Raw genomic sequence first — 16,638 nt, forward strand, 5'->3', positions numbered from 1 at the left:
GAGGACACATGGGGATCCGAAGCCTGACCCGCACCGAAGCCGAGCGCCGGGCCGCGCTGGTCGCGGTCGAACGGTACGACGTGGACGTCGATCTGACCGCACTGCCCGACGGGCCGGAGGTGCGCTGTGTCTCCACCGTGGCGTTCACCTGTCACGAGCCCGGCGCGGAGACCTTCGTGGACTGCGCGGCACGGGTGCTGAGCGCCACGCTGAACGGCGTCGAACTCGCCTCCGCCGAGGACGGGCGGATCCAACTCCACGGCCTCGCCGAGCACAACGTACTGCGGGTGGAGAGCGTCCAGGCCGACACCACGACCGGCGAGGGCGTCCACAAGGCGACGGACCCCGCCGACGGCGAGGTGTATGTGTGGATGAGCTTCGAACCGGACGAGGCCCGCTTCGTCTGGGCGTGCTTCGACCAGCCCGACCTCAAGGCCCCGCACGCCTTCACCGTCACGGCGCCGTCCGCCTGGACCGTCACCAGCAACTCCGGTGACGCGCGCGTCGAGGAACTGGAAACGGCCCGCCGCTGGACCTTCCCGGACACCCCGCCCCTGTCCGTGTACAACACGGTGATCAACGCGGGCCCCTTCCATGAGGTCCGCCGCGAGGTCGAGGGCCACAACTTGGGCCTGTACGCCCGCCGTTCACTCGCCGAGGTCCTCGAACGCGACGCCGACGAGATCTTCACCCTCACCCGCCAGGGCCTCGCCTTCTACGGCGAGGTCTTCGCGATGCCGTTCCCGCAGCGCCGCTACGACCAGGTGTTCGTGCCGGAGTTCGGCGGAGCGATGGAGAACTACGGCTGTGTGACCTGGTCGGACGTGTTCCTGCGGCGGGCCGCGCCGACCCCCGCCGAACACGACCTCCTGGCAAGGGTGTTGCTGCACGAGATGGCGCACATGTGGTTCGGCAACATCGTCACCATGCGCTGGTGGGACGACCTCTGGCTGAACGAGGCGTTCGCGGAGTTCGCCTGCCACTGGGCGGCCGAGCGCGCCACCCGGCACACCGACGCGTGGGCGAGCCATCTGATGATCGGCAAGATCAGCGCGTACCTGTCCGACCAGGGCCCCGCCTCGCACCCGATCCACCAGCCCATCCACGACGTCGCCCAGGCCGCGTCGATCTTCGACAACATCACCTACCCCAAGGGCGCGTCCGTCCTCCAGCAGCTCAAGACGTACGTCGGCGAAGACCACTTCAGGACCGGCATGGCCGCCTACTTCGCCCGCCACGCGTGGGGCAACACCACGCTCCAGGACCTGATCGACTCCCTGTCCGAGGCCAGTGGCCGCGACCTGGACACCTGGCGCACGGCCTGGCTGGAGACGGCGGGCACCGACCGCTTCACCCTGGAGCGCGACGGCGGCACGGTCACGCTGGTGGCCGCCGACAGCCCGCGTCCGCAGGTGCTGGCGGTGGGCGCGTACGCCAGGAACGGCGACACGCTCGAACGCCGGGCGCTGGTACGGGTCGAGGTCACGGAGACCCGCACCGCGGTGACCGGCCTCCCGCCGGCGGACGTCCTGCTGATCAACGACGACGACCTGACCTTCGCGACGACCCGCCCGGATCCCACGACCAGGGACGCCCTCTTCCGTACGGCGGCGCAGTTGCCCACGGCCATCTCCCGGGGCGTGGCCGCGGCCACCGTGTGGGACATGCTCACGACCGGCGAGGCCACGGCGGCGGAGGCCGGGCGGTGCCTCACCTCGGTGCTGACGGCCGAGACGTCCGACGCGGTGATCGAGCCGTATCTGACCCTGGCCGCGAACGTGGCGGAACTCTGGGCGCCGCCCGCCGAGCGCGTCGCGTTGTCGGCGGAGGTGGCGGCCGCCTGCCGAAGCCTCGCCGGAGACCCCGGCCGCCGTCAGGTCGCGCTGCGCGGGCTGGCTCGTACCGCGACGACGGCTGACGATCTCGCCTGGCTCCGCGAACAGGCCGGTGACGACGTGGACCTGCACTGGCGCGCGCTGATCCGCGAAGCGGAACTGGGCGGCGACACCGCCGCGGAATCCGACCTTCTCCTCGCCCGTGACCCGGACCCCGATGCCTGGCTCCGCGCCCTCACCGTGCGGGCCGCCCTGCCCGACGCGGCCACGAAGGCGGAGGTCTGGCAGCAGTTGGTCGTGGACCGTACGGTCCCCGTCAACTCGGTCGGCCTGGTGGCGGCGTCCTTCTGGCGCCCCGGCCAGGACGCGCTGCTGGCTCCCTACGCCGAGCGCTACCTGGAGGCGGTCCCGAAGCTCCACCAGGGCGGAATGATCCTGGCGATGAGCTACACGCACCGCCTCTTCCCGCTGCACGCCATCGACCCGGCGTACATCGAGAAGGCCCGCGAGGCTTCCCGCGAGGCGGTCCCGGTGGTGCGCCTCACGCTCCTGGAGCGCTCGGACGAGGTCAGCCGGATGCTCCGCGCCCGCAGCCGGTCGGCCTGATCCGCTCAGCGGCCCGGCGCGCCGCCTCGGGCAGGGGCCTAGTCCGCCGGTGGCGTCGGCGCGGGCCCGGACGGTTCCGGGTGCGGACTCGACGGCGCTACGCGCAGCGGGCGGGCCGCCCAGGCGGGCAGGTGCCAGTTCCAGCCGCCGAACAGGGAGACGAGGGAGGGAACGAGCAGCATCCGCACGATGGTCGCGTCCAGCAGGATGCCGATGCCGAGGCCGGTCGCCAGCGTCTTGAGGTCGGTGCCCGGTCCCGAGGCCAGTGCGGCGAAGGCGAGAAAGAGGATGAGTGCGGCGCTGGTGACTAGTCGGCCGGTGCGGCCGATGCCCTCGATGACCGCGTCGTCGGTGGAGAGTCCGGCGTCGTACTCCTCCCGGATGCGGGAGAGGATGAACACCTCGTAGTCCATGGACAGTCCGAACAGGAACGCGAAGATCATGATCGGGATCCAGAACGTGACGGCCCCGGTCGCGGCGATGCCGAAGAGCGTGTTCGAACCGTGGCCGTCCTGCCAGAACAGCACCATGAGACCCAGTGTCGCCGCCAGCGAGATCAGGTTGAGCAGCACCGCCTTCAGCGGCAGCAGCAGGGAGCGGAAGGCACGTACGAGCAGGACGTACGTCAGCAGCGCGATGATCGTGAGCATCAGCGGGAAGTTGCCGTAGACGGCGTGCAGGAAGTCGATCTGTGCCGCGCCGACGCCGGCGACACCGACGACACCGGGCAGGTGCTCGGTGGCGGTCTTGACCCGTTCGACCACGTCGACGCTCTTCGAGTTCACCGTCTCGGTGTCCGGAATGACGACGACGATGCTCTGCCCGCCCCGGTTGCCGGCGGGCCCGGTCGGCACGAGCACGCTGGTCACGCCGTCGACCTTGGCCAGCTCGGCGGCGACGGGTCTCACCTGGTCGGTGCTGACCAGGACCTCCATCGGGGTCAGCGCGCCGGTCGGGACTCCGCCTCGCTCCAGGGTCTGCAGGGTGTCGTAGGCCGGGCCGTTCTTGGCCAGCGAGTCCGAGGAGGCGAGGCCGATCTTGATGCCGAGGAAGACGCCGACCAGGGCCGCGAGCGCGGCCAGCGCGGCGGCGGCCGCGATCCAGCGGCGCCGTACGACGACGGCGGTCCAGCGGCTCCAGAAACGGCTCGCCCGGTTCTCGTGCCGGATCTTGGGCCAGTCGACCTTCGGCCCGATGCCGCCCAGGATCGCGGGGGTAAGCGTGAGCGTCGTCAGGACGCTCGCGAGCGGGATGAGCGCGCCGCCGTAGCCCATGCTGCGCAGGAACGGGACGGGCAGGACGACCAGGGAGAGCAGGCCGATGGCCACCGTGACCCCGCTGAACACGATCGCGTGCCCGGCGTGCTGCATCGCGACCACTACCGCCTCGTGGTTGTCCCGGCCGCGGTCGCGTTCCTCGCGCCAGCGGGTGACGAACAGCAGCGAGTAGTCGATCGCCACGCCCAGGCCGATCAGGGCGACCAGGAACTGCACGATGAACGACACGTCGGTGGCATAGGTGAGCGGCAGCAGCATCACGAAGGTCGCGAGGATCGACACCGCGGCCACGAGCAGCGGCAGCAGGGCCAGGAAGGAGGCGAACACGAAGGCGAGGACGGCGAGTGCGCCGACGGCGCCGAGGAGCGTCTCGCCGAGTACCCCGGGTCCGCCCCCGCCGTCGCCGCCAGAGGCCAGTGGGTCCTCGCCGGTCACTCCGATCGCCGCGCCCGCCGGCATCGCCTTCTCGGCCGCCGCGCGGATCGGATCGGTCAGCGGCTTCTGGCTGGGTGACGGGTTGAACCGGTAGAACACCAGCGCGTAGGCGGTGCGGTCGTCCTTCGTCCGGAAGGCCTTGTCCCCGGTGTTCGCCTCGTCGATCACCCGCACGCCCGGTACCGCCGTGCCGACGGCCGTGAACACCCGCCCGACGTCCGTCTCATGACCGGTGATCGTCTGCCCTGCCGGAAGGGTGACCGCCACGAGATAGGGATTGGTGTCGCCGCCGCTGCCGAAGGCGTCCTCGATCTTGTGCGCGGTCACGGTGCCGGGCTGGCCGGGCAGGGAGAAGTCGATCGTCAGCCGGTCCGTGGTGCGACCGGCCAGCAGGATGCCGGCGACCAGCACCAGGCCCCAGAACGCCACTACCGCCTTGCGATGCCGAAGAACGAATTCCGCCCACCGTCGCATGCCGGACCTTCCCCGGATCGTTGGTTGCGCGAGTTTAGCCCGCTGCCCCCTTCCTCCGCTATCGGGGAGATCGATCCGATTTGAGGCGATCCGGAGGCGTGGAATCCGCACTCACTGCCCTCGGGAAGAAACAACGCCGAAGGGGGCGTTGCCTGAAAGTACTGGATCACCATCGGACGTCTGAGAACGGAGCAGTCGAGGTGAGTGAGGCGACAGATGTCGACACCCACAACAGGGTCGAGGGCCCCAATCCGACGCCCGACGCGCTGGAGCGCGTACGGCGGCACCGGCGGCACACCCTGGAGCTGCTCGTCGTCTGCGCCGTGGGACTCGTCCCGTGGACGGTCCTGCTGGCGATGACGCTGCCGTCCGGGTACGAGGTGCACCAGTGGCGCCTGACATGGGTCGGGTTCGACGTCCTGCTCGTGGTCGCGATGGCGTCCACCGCGCTGCTCGGCTGGCGCCGGAACCGCGCCGTCATACTGGCGGCGCTCACCACGTCGGTACTGCTGATCTGCGACGCGTGGTTCGACGTGTCGCTCGCCTTCGGCACCTCTGACGTCTGGTTCGCGGCGGCACTCGCGGTGTTCGCCGAACTGCCCCTGGCCTTCTACCTGATACGCCGGGTGATGGGGATGATCTCGTTCGCACAGTGGCCGTCCGCCGAGACCTCAACGGGCGGTGACAAATAGCTGACACCGCCTCCGAGTCGCGGTGAGGTTTTCGCAACTCCCCTTTGTTCCCGATGACTTCGTTCGGAAATCCGCAGGGCTGAAGTTGGTCGCCATGGAGAGCGGCGAGGTGGCAAGACCTCGGCGCGCGGCATGGAGGATGTCATGCCCGAGATGTATTTCGATGTGCGCTGGCCCGACGGACTGACCCAGCGCTGCTATTCCCCCTCCACGATAGTCGAGGACTACTTCGCCCCGGGCGGTGAATACGAGCTCGCCGAATTCGTCGAGCGCAGCCGTACTGCCCTCGGTATCGCCGGAGAGCGGGTACGGGAGAAGTTCGGCTTCTTCTGCACCGGCGCCTCCGACCAACTCGCCCTGATAGAGCGGACAGCCGCGGCATACGGCGACGTCACCGGCGCCAGGGTCACGGTCGAGTCCCTCACCGGCGCCGACGGGAGTCCGCGATGAGCCCGACGACGCGGCTGGCCGGCGCACACTACTCGGTGGCCGTGGTGGGTGGCGGCCAGGCGGGACTCTCCGTCAGCCACGAACTCCGCGAACGCGGCATCGACCACGTGGTCGTCGAGGCCCACCGGGTCGGACACGAGTGGCGCGAGCGCCGCTGGGACTCCTTCTGCCTGGTGACCCCCAACTGGCAGTGCCGGCTGCCCGGTTACGCCTATCAAGGCAACGACCCCGACGGGTTCATGGTCCGCGACGACATCGTGCGGTACCTGGAGGGCTACGTCGCCCACTTCCGCCCACCACTCGTCGAGGGCGTGACGGTCACCCGGCTGCGCCGCTCCCCGAGCGGAGTCTTCGAACTCGCCACCACCGAAGGGGACTTCACCGCCGACCAGGTGGTGATAGCCACCGGTCCCTACCACACTCCTTCCCTCCCCCCGATGGCCCAACGCCTGCCCGACTCCGTCACCCAGGTCCACTCCTCCCGATACCGCAACGCCGCCCAACTCCCCCCGGGCGCCGTCCTGGTGGTCGGCACCGGCCAGTCCGGCTGCCAGATAGCCGAGGACCTGCACCTCGCCGGACGCCAGGTACACCTCGCGGTCGGCAGCGCACCACGCGTCGCCCGCTTCTACCGCGGCCGTGACTGTGTGGCCTGGCTCGACGAGATGGGCCACTACGCGAAGAGCATCGACGACTTCGACGACGCCGGCGCGGTCCGGATGCGCGTCAACCACTACGTCACCGGACGCGACGGAGGCCGCGACATCGACCTGCGCGCCTTCGCCCGCGACGGTATGCGGCTGTACGGGCGGCTCACCGAAGTCAGCGGTACGGCGCTGGAGTTCGCCGACGATCTCAAGGTGAACCTCGATCACGCGGACACCGTGGCCGAGGGCATCAAGGACGCCATCGACGCCCACATCACCGCCCAGGGCATCGCGGCACCGGACGAGCCCCGCTACGTACCCGTGTGGGAGCCGGACGACCAGCCGCGCGAACTCGACCTGGACCGGGCCGACATCACGTCCGTCGTCTGGTCGACGGGGTTCCGCCGCGACCACCGCTGGATCGAGGCACCGGTCTTCGACGGCCGCGGCTATCCGATGCACTGGCGCGGCGCCACCAACGTCCCCGGCCTGTACTTCCTCGGTCTGCCCTGGCAGCACTCGTGGGGTTCGGGACGCTTCGAAGCGGTGGGCAGGGACGCGGAGTTCCTGGCGAACCACATCGAGGCCTCCCGCCGCCTGGCCGACGTCTGCGGCACCCTCACCGGCGCCCCCACCGAACTCGCCTCCGCCCTCCCGATCGGCTGAGGCGAAGGAGAAGGAAGAGGAGAAGGACAGGACCAGGACGAGGAACGGGACGACACACATGGTCTACGACGCACACCGCCACATCGGCGTCCTGCCCGCCTACCCCTTCTACGGCGGCCCGCCGGTCAACCCCGACACCACCGCCCGCGCCACCGTCAAGCAACTCATCGCCGACCTGGACGCGGAGGGCACCGAACGCGCCCTGGTCATCCCGAACTACGGCGTCCCGGACCCCGCGATCGCCTTCTCCTTCAACGAGTTGGCGATCGAGGCCGCCCAGACCGACGACCGCATCCGGGCCGGACTGTGGGTCTCCCCGCGCCCCGAGGACGAGCAACGCACCGCCCAGGCACTGGAGTTGGCGGGCGAGCGGGGCGTGAAGGCGCTCAAGCTGAGCTTCCTGCTCGGCGGGCGTCCGACCGACCCGGCCTGCCGCCCCCACCTGGACCGTATCTTCGCCGAGGCGGCCCGGCACGGGCTGGTGGTCCATGTCCACACCTCCCCCGGCGCCGCCTCCGACATCGACGAGGTCGGCCACCTGGTCGACTGGTACGCCGACCGAGTCCCCGTCCATCTCGTGCACTTCGGTGGCGGGATGAGCGGTCACATCAAGCTCGCCGGTTCCCGGTTCTTCGACTGGATCACCGCCGGCAAGCACGTCTACACCGACCTCTCCTGGGCCATCGGTTTCACTCCCCGCTGGCTGGCCCGGGAGATCGAGCGCCGCGGCACTGGCCACGACCGGGTGCTCTTCGCCAGCGACCAGCCGTGGGGCGACTTCACGGGCGAGTACGCCCGCCTCGCCGAAGCGACCGGCGGCGGCGAACTCGGCGACCTGGTCTTCCGGGACACCTTCGCCGCGCTCTACGACTGACCGACTCCCCTCTCAAGTCCGGTACGTACAAGGAGACAGCCATGTCCGAAACCGTCGAACTCAGCGAGATCGAGCAGCAGTCCCTCAACGAGATCCCCCACCCGTCCCTCCCCGACGGCACCAGCATCTACGGCGCCACGAAGGTGTTCCCCGACTACAAGGCCGAGGACGGCGAGACGTACTTCACGCTCGTCCACGGCATCGCCCACGAGTCGTCGGTGTCGTTCGTCGCCGTACTCCAGGCGACCCGCGCCCTGCGCAAGGGCTTCGAGACGGCCATCTACTTCTACGGCCCCGGCTCCCTCAACTGCCTTGCCACGCGCGGCTTCCCGACCACCGGCAACTCGGCCTTCCCCGGCGAGCACAACATCAACAACCAGCTGAAGACGTTCATCGCCGAGGGCGGCAAGGTGTTCTGCTGCCGGTTCGGACTGTCGCTGCACGGCGCCCGCGAGGAGGACCTCATCGAGGGCGTCATCCCGACCCACCCGCTCGACGTCCAGGACGCGCTGATCCACTACGCACGCAAGGGCGCCATCATCAACTCCACCTACCAGCTGTAAGGGGGCCGCTGTGAGCGTTGGCACCGAATCGACGAGTACGGCGGTGGATGTGCGCATCATGACCCGTGCCGAACTCGCCCTGCACGGCGTCGCGTTGGACGCCCCCGTACGGCGGCCCGACGGCGCGGGTCCGAGCGGCGACGGTCACGTCCTCGTCGACGGTGCCAACGCCGCACTGCCCACCAACCCGGCCAGCCCCTACCGCGTACGCGACGGCAAGGTGTGGCTGGGCGACGAGGACGGCACGTTCGAAGACACAGGGCTCACCCTGACCGCCGTGAGCCGCCCGAAGTTCTACGACCTCACCACCGACGACGGCACCCCCTACGAGCACATCGCCCGTCTCCACGGCGCCGACGTCCTCGCCACCACCGTCGTGCAGACCTGCATCCGCTACGCCGAGTCCGACCGCTGCCGCTTCTGCACCATCGAGGAGTCCCTGCGTTCGGGCGCGACGGTCGCCGCCAAGACACCGGCGCAGCTCGCCCAAGTCGCCGAAGCAGCCGTGCGGTTGGACGGTGTCAAGCAGATGGTCATGACCACGGGTACGACGACCGGCCCCGACCGGGGCGCGCGCAATCTCGTCCGCTCCGTGCGCGCCGTCCTCGAAGCGGTGCCCGGTCTGCCCATCCAGGTGCAGTGCGAACCGCCCGGCGACCTCGCCTGGATCGGCGAACTGCACGACGCCGGGGCCACCACGATCGGCATCCATGTCGAGTCCCTCGACGAGGAGGTGCGGCGGCGCTGGATGCCGGGCAAGTCGACGGTCCCCATGGCCGAGTACGAGGCCGCCTGGGACGAGGCGGTGCGGGTCTTCGGGCCGAACCGTGTCTCCACGTATCTGCTCGTCGGGCTCGGCGAGAATCCGGACGAACTCATCGCGGGTGCGGGCGAGTTGATCGACCGGGGGGTGTACCCGTTCGTCGTCCCGTTCCGCCCGATGGCCGGCACCCTCGCCGCCCGCGACGGAATCCCGGCACCGAGCGCCGAACTCCTGACGTACGTCACCGAGAGCGTCGCGGTCAGGCTGCGCGCCGCCGGGATGCGCGGTGCCGACCAGAAGGCGGGCTGCGCGGCCTGCGGCGCGTGCAGTGTCCTGCAGTCGGCGGGAGGGTGAGGGCGTGCTCCTCGACGGTTCCAGCACAGCGCCGGCGACGGACCGGCCGTTCGACATCCTGGCCCTGCTCGGCGACCGCAGCACACTCGCGCGCCGACCCGACTTCCACGTCGAAGAGGCCGCCAGTGAGGGCGAGTTGGCGGACTATCGCCGACTGCGCCAGGACACCTTCGTGCACGAACAGAGGCTGTTCGACGGGCACGATCTGGACGACCGTGACGCCGATCCCCGCACGGTGGTGCTGGTCGCCAAGGACCGGGCGGGTGCCGTCGTCGGCGGGGTCCGGCTCGGGCCGGTCGACGACGGGCCCGACCTGGGTTGGTGGGCGGGCGGCAGGCTGGTCGTCGCGCCGGGCGCGCGCGGACCCCAGGGCATCGGCGCGGCCCTCGTCCGGGCCGCGTGCGCACGGGCCGAGAGTGACGGAGTCCTGCGCTTCGACGCGACCGTCCAGGCCCGCAACGAACCGCTCTTCCGGCGACTGGGCTGGCGATCCGTCCGTCCGACCACCGTGGCGAACGCACCGCATGTCCTGATGCGGTGGCCAATAGGCAGAATCGCGGCCCAAGTTGCGTCCACCAAGTCCGCACTCGGCCCGCTGCTCGCCGCGTTGCCCGCGCCGCCCGGCTTCGTCGGTGACGACGGCGCGCCCGTCCCCGGCACCGACGTGATCGCCGCGTGCGACGCGATCGTGCCGTCGATGGTCGAACGGGACCCGGAGTGGGCGGGCTGGTGCGCGGTCCTGGTGAACGTCAACGACCTTGCCGCGATGGGTGCTTCACCGGTCGGGCTGCTGGACGCGGTGGGTGCTCGCGACGCCACACACGCCGCGCTGGTCCTCGCCGGACTGACCCGGGCGGCGCGGGCCTACGGCGTCCCGGTGCTCGGCGGTCACACCCAACTCGGCGTCCCCGCCGCCCTGTCGGTGACCGCGCTCGGCCGCACCGACCGGCCCGTGCCCGGCGGCGGCGGGCGTCCCGGGCATGCCGTACGGCTCACGGCCGACCTCGGCGGCGGCTGGCGCGCGGGCTACCGGGGCCGCCAGTGGGACTCGACCAGCCGTCGCCGTACGGACGAACTGCGCACGATGACAAGGGCGGTGGCCGCCGCGCGACCGGCCGCCGCGAAGGACGTGTCGATGGCCGGGATCGCCGGGACGCTGGGGATGCTGGCCGAGGCGAGCGGCTGCGGGGCGGTGCTCGACGTGGCCGCCGTGCCCAGTCCGGCGGGTGCGTCCATGGGTGACTGGCTGACCTGCTTCCCGGGCTTCGCGATGCTCACCGCCGACGAGCCGCACGCGCCTCCGCTGCCGGCTGGGCCCGCAACTGGCGCTGTGTGCGGGGAGTTGACCGCCGGGCAGGGGGTCGGGCTGCGCTGGCCCGACGGAGAGATCACCGAGGCGGTCGCCTCCGCGGTGACCGGAATGGGGACGGCATGAGCACGCTGCGGATGGCGGCCGTGGCCGCCGAGTTCGGCCGCGACCTGGAAGAGGACTTCGCGATCGCCGAACGGCTGATCAAGGAGGCCGGGGAGCAGGGCGTGCGGCTCCTCGCGCTGCCGGAGGCGTGCCTGGGCGGTTATCTGCTCAGCCTGGACGACGACAGCGAGTTGGACGAGGGCCCGCCCGCGCTCGCCCTCGACGGCCCCGAGATTCGCCGACTGGCCGCCCTTGCCGGGGAGTTGACGGTCGTGGCCGGGTACTGCGAGGCCGCCGGGGAGGCCCGCTACAACAGCGTCGTCTGTGTCACCGGCGACGGTGTCCTCGGCAACCACCGAAAGGTCCACCAGCCGCTCAGCGAGGACGCGAGCTATGCCTCCGGGGATCGTTTCCACGCCTTCGACACTCCGGTCGGCCGGATCGGGATGATGATCTGCTACGACAAGGCGTTCCCGGAGTCGGCGCGGGCCCTGGCCCTGGACGGCGCCGAGATCGGGGTGTGCGTGTCGGCCTGGCCGGGTGCGCGGACCAACGCGAGCGCGGACCTGGAGAAGGACCGCTGGAAGCGGCGTTTCGACCTGTTCGACCGGGCCCGCGCCCTGGAGAACCAGATCGTGTGGCTGTCCGCCAACCAGGCGGGCACCTTCGGGTCGCTACGCTTCGTCGGCAGTGCCAAGGTCGTCGACCCGGGCGGCGAGATCCTCGCCGACACGGGCGTGACCTCCGGCATCGCCGTCGCCGAACTCGACGTCGTACAGGCCCTGGAGACCGCCCGCCGGTCGATGGGGCACCTGCGCGACCGGCGGCCCGAGACCTACGGACCAGCCCCGGGAGCAGTCACCGCATGAGCACCATCCGGATCGCGGCCGCGGCCGCCCACTTCGGCCGCGACCTGGAGTTCGCCCTGGCCCGCGTCGCCAAACTCATCGACGACGCCCGCGGTTCCGGCGCCGGACTGCTGGTCCTGCCCGACGCCACTCTCGGCGGCTACCTCGCCGACCTGCGCCACCCCGACCCGCAGACGCTGCCCCCGGCGCTCAAGCCGGACGACCCGCTGATCCTTCAAGTCGCGCGTCTGGCAGCCGAGATGGTGGTGTGCGTCGGCTACTGCGAGGACGGCGGGACCGAGCGTTACAACGCCGCCGTGTGCGTCAGCGGCGACGGCGTCCTCGGCCGGCACCGCAAGGTTCACCTCCCGGCCGGCGAGGTCGCCGCGTACACGGCGGGCGACCGCTTCGACGCCTTCGACACCCCCGTCGGCCGCCTGGGCATGCTCATCGACTACGACAAGACCTTCCCCGAGTCGGCCCGTTCGCTGGCCCTGGACGGCGCCGAGATCCTCGCCTGCCTCTCCGCCTGGCCCACCAGCATCACCAACCGCGCCCCGCGCATGGCCCAGGACCGCCAGGCCCGGCTCTTCGACCTCTACGACCAGTCCCGCGCCGCCGAGAACCAGGTCGTCCTGGCCTCCTCCAACCAGACCGGCGCCATGGGTGGCATGCGCTTCCTCGGCCAGGCCAAAGTCGTCGGCCCCGGTGGCGACATCCTCGCCCGTACCTGGTCCAAGGCGGGCCTCGCCGTCGCCGAGATCGACGTCGCCGCCGAGACCGACCGCGCCCGCCGCGTCCTGCGCCACCTCGACGAACGCCGCCCCGACGCCTACCGGGAGTCCCGTACGTGAAGATCGCCCTGCTCAGCTACTCCACCAAGCCGCGCGGCGGGGTCGTCCACACCCTCGCCCTCGCGGAGGCCCTCGCGGCACTGGGCGAGGACGTCACGGTGTGGACCCTGGGCCGGGGCGGCGACGCGGGCTTCTTCCGTCCGGTGAGCCCGGCGGTACGGCTCCAGATCGTCCCGTTCCCCGACGGCCCGCCCGCGGAGACCGTCGGCGAACGCATCCTGCGCTCCATCGCCACCCTCCGCACCGCCTTCGACCCCACGCCCTACGACGTCGTCCACGCCCAGGACTGCATCAGCGCCAACGCGGCCGGCCACTGCGTCCGCACGGTCCACCACCTCGACCACTTCACCACCCCCGAACTGGCCGCCTGCCACGAGCGCGCGATCGTCGAGCCGTACGCGCACATCTGCGTATCGGGAGCCGTCGCCGGGGAGTTGGCCGCCGGTTGGGGCATCGAGGCGCAGGTCATTCCCAACGGCGTGGCCTACGACCGTTTCGCCGCCACCGACCCGGCCGCGCAGGCGAGTTGGCGCTCCCGTCTCGGCCCGTACATCCTCACCGTCGGCGGCATCGAACCCCGCAAGGGCTCGCTGGACCTCCTGGAGGCCTACGCCCTCCTTCACGCCACCCGACCCGACGTCCGGCTGGTCATCGCGGGCGGCGAGACGCTCTTCGACTACCGCGACTACCGGGCGAGCTGGGAGTCGCGGGCCGCCGAACTCGCCGTAGAACCGGTGGTGTTGGGGCAGGTCGACGAGGACGAGCTGCCGTCCCTGGTCGCGGCGGCGGACGCGTTCGCGTTCCCGTCGCTCAAGGAGGGTTTCGGTCTCGCGGCCATGGAGGCGCTGGCCGCGGGTGTCCCCTTGGTCGTACGGGATCTGCCCGTGCTGCGTGAGGTGTTCGGCGCAGCCGCCCAATTCGCGGCCACTCCTCACGAGTTGGCCACCGAACTCGGCCACGCGCTCGCGAGCGAGGACCCGGTCCGGCGATCCGCAGGACGCGCCCTCGCCGCCCGTCACACCTGGGACGCGGCGGCCCGCAGCCACCTCGACTTCTACCGCTCGCTGAGCCCTCCCCCGTGAACAGCCCCTGTCAACAAGGGCGTTGACACCGCACCCGATCCGCGTCACGGTGAGGGCTCCGTCGTGCCCGGAGGTCGTCCATGGCTCCGTCCTCAGCGCCCCCGTCAGATGCCGGCCTCGTCGAACGCGTACGGGCGATCCAACCCCTCGTCCGCGAGCACGCGTTGCGCACCGAGCAGGAGAGAAGGGTGACGGGGGAAGTGGTGTCGGCGCTGACGGACGCCGGGGTCTACCGGATGAACGTCCCCCGGCGGTACGGCGGTTACCAGAGCCGGCTGAGCACGCAGGTCGACGTGCTGAGCGAGATCGCCGCCGGGTGCGGTTCGACCGGCTTCATGGCGCTGATCCAGGCCGGTTGTTCGTACATCGCCGCGCTCTTCCCCGACGAGGCCCAGGACGAGATCTTCACCAGCCCGGACGTTCGGGTCGGCGGCACGCTCATCCCGGATGCCGTCGCGGTCGCGACGGACGGCGGCTATGTCGTCAACGGCACCTCGGCCTTCGCCACCGGTTGCCAGAACGCCGACTGGCATCTCCTGACAGCCCGGGTCGAGTCCGACGGCGGCCCGCCCGAGGTGCTGTGGACCGCCGTACCGATGTCCGATCTGGAGATCCTCGACGACTGGTACGTCTCGGGGCTGGCGGGGAGCGGCAGCAACAGCGTCGTCGCGCGGGACGTGTTCGTGCCGGCCCACCGCGTCCTGCCCGTCGGGCCCTTGCTGGGCGGTGACTTCCCCTCCAAGGCCAACGCCGACGACCCCTTCTACCGGATGCCGGTCCTGATGCTGTTCTGTGCCTGGACGGCACCGAACGCGCTGGGCCTGGCCCGGGCGGCCCTCACGGAGTTCACCGAGCGCATCCACCATCGGGGCATCACGTACACCTTCCACGAGCGGCAGTACGAGGCGGGCGTCACGCATCTGCAGGCCGCCGAGGCGGCGATGAAGATCTCCTGCGCCGAGTTGCTGACCGGCGAGTTCGTCGCCCGGATCGAGGCCGCGGCCGAGAGCGGCGATCCGTACACGCAGGCGGACCGGGCCAGGATCCGCGCGCAGAGCGGCTATACGACCCGTCTGTGCAAGGAGGCCGTGGACCTCATCGCCTCCGCGTCAGGTGCGTCTTCCCTCCACCGGGACGTCCCCGTCCAGCGAGCCGTACGCGACTTGCACGCGCTGAGCCTGCACTCCTTCGTCAACCCGACAACCAACCTGGAGTTGTACGGCCGGGTCCTCTCCGGACTCGACGCGGGCACGCCCTTCCTCTGACCGGACCGAGCGCTTCAGCGCAGGGTCGCCAGCCAGGCGGCGGTCTCGTCGGGTCGGGCGAACCGGTGTGTGACGAGCGGAGCGAACCGCGGGTCGGTGGTCCGGCGTTCGATCTCACTCCGCCGCCCCGCGTGCTGGGACCAGGCCCACCAGGCAGGGTGCTCCCGGCTCAACCAGCCCGCCCAAGTCTCCCTGTTGCCGCCGAAGATGCTCTCGCGGGTGACCGTGCGCCGGAGTGAGCGGCGCAGCACGCGCGGCATGATCACGCCTCTCGCGTAGTCCAGCCAGACCACCGTGTCGGCCTTCCCCCAGAGCAGATCACGGACTTCGGGCGAGCCGATCGAGTCGATGATCCAGCGGGGTTCGGAGGTGAGGCGCAGGACATCGTCGGCCAGGCCTTCGTTGACGGTCCAGTCGGGGCCGGCGAAGTAGAGGGCGTCCATCTCGTAGTACGGCAGTCCCAGCCGCTCGCCCACGGCCCTGGCCAGCGTCGACTTGCCCGCGCCCGTCGCCCCGACCACCAAGATCCGCTCCATCCAGGCACCCTAACTACGATGTGCGGTGCCCGCCGATCATTGACAGGAGCCCCACCATGACCAGTCCGCACCACGCCCACGCCTCCCTCGACGGGCTGGTGACGGGAGACGCCTTCGGTGACGGCTGGTTCACCCGGTCCGACGAGTCCGCCGAGGAGTTGTGGGCCGCGCGGGAACTGCGCCCCGCGCCGTGGTTGTGGACGGACGACTCGGCCATGGCGTTCGTCCTGTTCGCCCACCTGGTGGCCCACGGGGAGATTCAACCGGACGTCCTGGCAAGGGAGTTCGCGGCGGAGTACGAGCGGGACATGGGTCGCAAGTACGGCCCGTCCATGCACAGCGTCCTGCGGCGCATCGGCGCCGGTGAGGACTGGCGGGCGGTCACCACCGGACAGTTCGGCGGACAGGGTTCCTACGGAAACGGCGCCGCGATGCGGGTCGCCCCGCTGGGGGCCTGGTTCCAGGACGATCTGGTGACCGCCGCCGGGCAGGCCCGGGTGTGCCGCACTGACCACCCACGCCCACCCGGAGGCCGTCGCGGGGGCGATGGCCGTGGCGGTCGCCGCCGCGCTCGCGGCCGCCGGTGCGGGTCAACAGGCCGCGCCACGCGCCGAGTTCCTGCGGGAGATCGCCTCGCACGTGCCGGACAGCGACGTCCGCTCCGGCCTGCTGGTCGCCGCGAACTTCTCCGACCGGACGTCGGTACGACACGCGGCGTCCGTCCTGGGCTCGGGCACGCTGATCTCCGCTCCGGACACCGTGCCGTTCGCCCTGTGGTCCGCCGCGGGTCAACTGGACGACCTGCCCGAAGCGTTGTGGCGGACAGTCGCCGGGTGGGGCGACCGGGACACGACCTGCGCGATCGTGGGAGGCGTCGTCGCGGCCCGCACGGGCACGGGTGGCATACCGTCCGCCTGGCGGGAAGCGCGTGAGGCCATCCCCGCTTGGAGTGGATGGGATTCACTCACGGCGGCCCGTCAGGGGAGCGTGTAGTCGGGGCCCC

The 16,638-nt window shown here is 70.9% G+C and carries 14 protein-coding genes and 1 pseudogene; 13 read left to right on the plus strand and 2 right to left on the minus strand.

Annotated features, from left to right (window positions below; genetic code table 11):
- The first annotated feature begins 8 nt into the window (after positions 1 to 8).
- Complete coding sequence (gene pepN, locus ACFWP5_RS06690) at positions 9 to 2,441, plus strand: aminopeptidase N (RefSeq protein WP_384151269.1); 2,433 nt, start codon at positions 9 to 11, stop codon at positions 2,439 to 2,441.
- A gap of 38 nt (positions 2,442 to 2,479) precedes the next feature.
- On the opposite strand, the gene ACFWP5_RS06695 is transcribed toward pepN, so the two are convergent.
- Positions 2,480 to 4,627, minus strand: coding sequence for an MMPL family transporter (locus ACFWP5_RS06695; RefSeq protein WP_384151272.1), 2,148 nt, complete (start codon positions 4,625 to 4,627; stop codon positions 2,480 to 2,482).
- Between the two features lie 200 nt (positions 4,628 to 4,827).
- Here ACFWP5_RS06695 and ACFWP5_RS06700 point away from each other — a divergent pair, with 200 nt between their 5' ends.
- From ACFWP5_RS06700 to ACFWP5_RS06750, 11 genes are all read left to right on the plus strand, one after another.
- The gene (locus ACFWP5_RS06700) at positions 4,828 to 5,319 is read left to right on the plus strand and encodes a hypothetical protein (RefSeq protein ID WP_384151275.1); all 492 of its coding nucleotides are present in this window, start codon (positions 4,828 to 4,830) and stop codon (positions 5,317 to 5,319) included.
- 144 nt (positions 5,320 to 5,463) lie between these two features.
- Positions 5,464 to 5,769 (plus strand): MSMEG_0570 family nitrogen starvation response protein, encoded by a 306-nt coding sequence (locus ACFWP5_RS06705; RefSeq protein ID WP_384151278.1) that lies wholly within the window; start codon positions 5,464 to 5,466, stop codon positions 5,767 to 5,769.
- Positions 5,766 to 7,082 carry an MSMEG_0569 family flavin-dependent oxidoreductase gene (locus ACFWP5_RS06710; RefSeq protein WP_384151281.1) on the plus strand — a complete coding sequence of 439 codons (1,317 nt, stop codon included), beginning with the start codon at positions 5,766 to 5,768 and terminating at the stop codon, positions 7,080 to 7,082. Before ACFWP5_RS06705 ends, ACFWP5_RS06710 begins: the two co-directional genes overlap by 4 nt.
- 58 nt (positions 7,083 to 7,140) lie before the next feature.
- Complete coding sequence (locus tag ACFWP5_RS06715; RefSeq protein ID WP_384151284.1) at positions 7,141 to 7,956, plus strand: amidohydrolase family protein; 816 nt, start codon at positions 7,141 to 7,143, stop codon at positions 7,954 to 7,956.
- Positions 7,957 to 7,997: 41 nt separating this feature from the next.
- Positions 7,998 to 8,519 carry an MSMEG_0572/Sll0783 family nitrogen starvation response protein gene (locus ACFWP5_RS06720; protein WP_033279770.1) on the plus strand — a complete coding sequence of 174 codons (522 nt, stop codon included), beginning with the start codon at positions 7,998 to 8,000 and terminating at the stop codon, positions 8,517 to 8,519.
- A 10-nt stretch (positions 8,520 to 8,529) separates the two neighbouring features.
- A complete protein-coding gene (locus tag ACFWP5_RS06725) occupies positions 8,530 to 9,636 on the plus strand; it encodes an MSMEG_0568 family radical SAM protein (protein ID WP_384151288.1) in 1,107 nt (368 codons plus the stop codon).
- A 4-nt stretch (positions 9,637 to 9,640) separates the two neighbouring features.
- The gene (locus ACFWP5_RS06730) at positions 9,641 to 11,071 is read left to right on the plus strand and encodes an MSMEG_0567/sll0787 family protein (protein WP_384151291.1); all 1,431 of its coding nucleotides are present in this window, start codon (positions 9,641 to 9,643) and stop codon (positions 11,069 to 11,071) included.
- Positions 11,068 to 11,919 carry a carbon-nitrogen hydrolase family protein gene (locus tag ACFWP5_RS06735; protein ID WP_384151294.1) on the plus strand — a complete coding sequence of 284 codons (852 nt, stop codon included), beginning with the start codon at positions 11,068 to 11,070 and terminating at the stop codon, positions 11,917 to 11,919. Before ACFWP5_RS06730 ends, ACFWP5_RS06735 begins: the two co-directional genes overlap by 4 nt.
- Positions 11,916 to 12,752 (plus strand): carbon-nitrogen hydrolase family protein, encoded by an 837-nt coding sequence (locus ACFWP5_RS06740; RefSeq protein WP_384151297.1) that lies wholly within the window; start codon positions 11,916 to 11,918, stop codon positions 12,750 to 12,752. Before ACFWP5_RS06735 ends, ACFWP5_RS06740 begins: the two co-directional genes overlap by 4 nt.
- Positions 12,749 to 13,834 carry an MSMEG_0565 family glycosyltransferase gene (locus ACFWP5_RS06745; protein WP_384151300.1) on the plus strand — a complete coding sequence of 362 codons (1,086 nt, stop codon included), beginning with the start codon at positions 12,749 to 12,751 and terminating at the stop codon, positions 13,832 to 13,834. The genes ACFWP5_RS06740 and ACFWP5_RS06745 overlap by 4 nt, the downstream gene beginning before the upstream one ends.
- A gap of 80 nt (positions 13,835 to 13,914) precedes the next feature.
- On the plus strand, positions 13,915 to 15,099 hold the full coding sequence (locus ACFWP5_RS06750) for a flavin-dependent monooxygenase (RefSeq protein WP_384151303.1): 1,185 nt from the start codon (positions 13,915 to 13,917) through the stop codon (positions 15,097 to 15,099).
- Between the two features lie 14 nt (positions 15,100 to 15,113).
- Here ACFWP5_RS06750 and ACFWP5_RS06755 read toward each other — a convergent pair whose 3' ends face one another.
- On the minus strand, positions 15,114 to 15,635 hold the full coding sequence (locus ACFWP5_RS06755) for an AAA family ATPase (RefSeq protein WP_384151306.1): 522 nt from the start codon (positions 15,633 to 15,635) through the stop codon (positions 15,114 to 15,116).
- Positions 15,636 to 15,691: 56 nt separating this feature from the next.
- On the opposite strand from ACFWP5_RS06755, the pseudogene ACFWP5_RS06760 reads away from it, so the two are divergent.
- A pseudogene (locus ACFWP5_RS06760) lies at positions 15,692 to 16,628 on the plus strand (ADP-ribosylglycohydrolase family protein).
- Positions 16,629 to 16,638 lie beyond the last annotated feature (10 nt).

This window comes from Streptomyces sp. NPDC058469 (assembly GCF_042721125.1).
Lineage (GTDB): Bacteria > Actinomycetota > Actinomycetes > Streptomycetales > Streptomycetaceae > Streptomyces.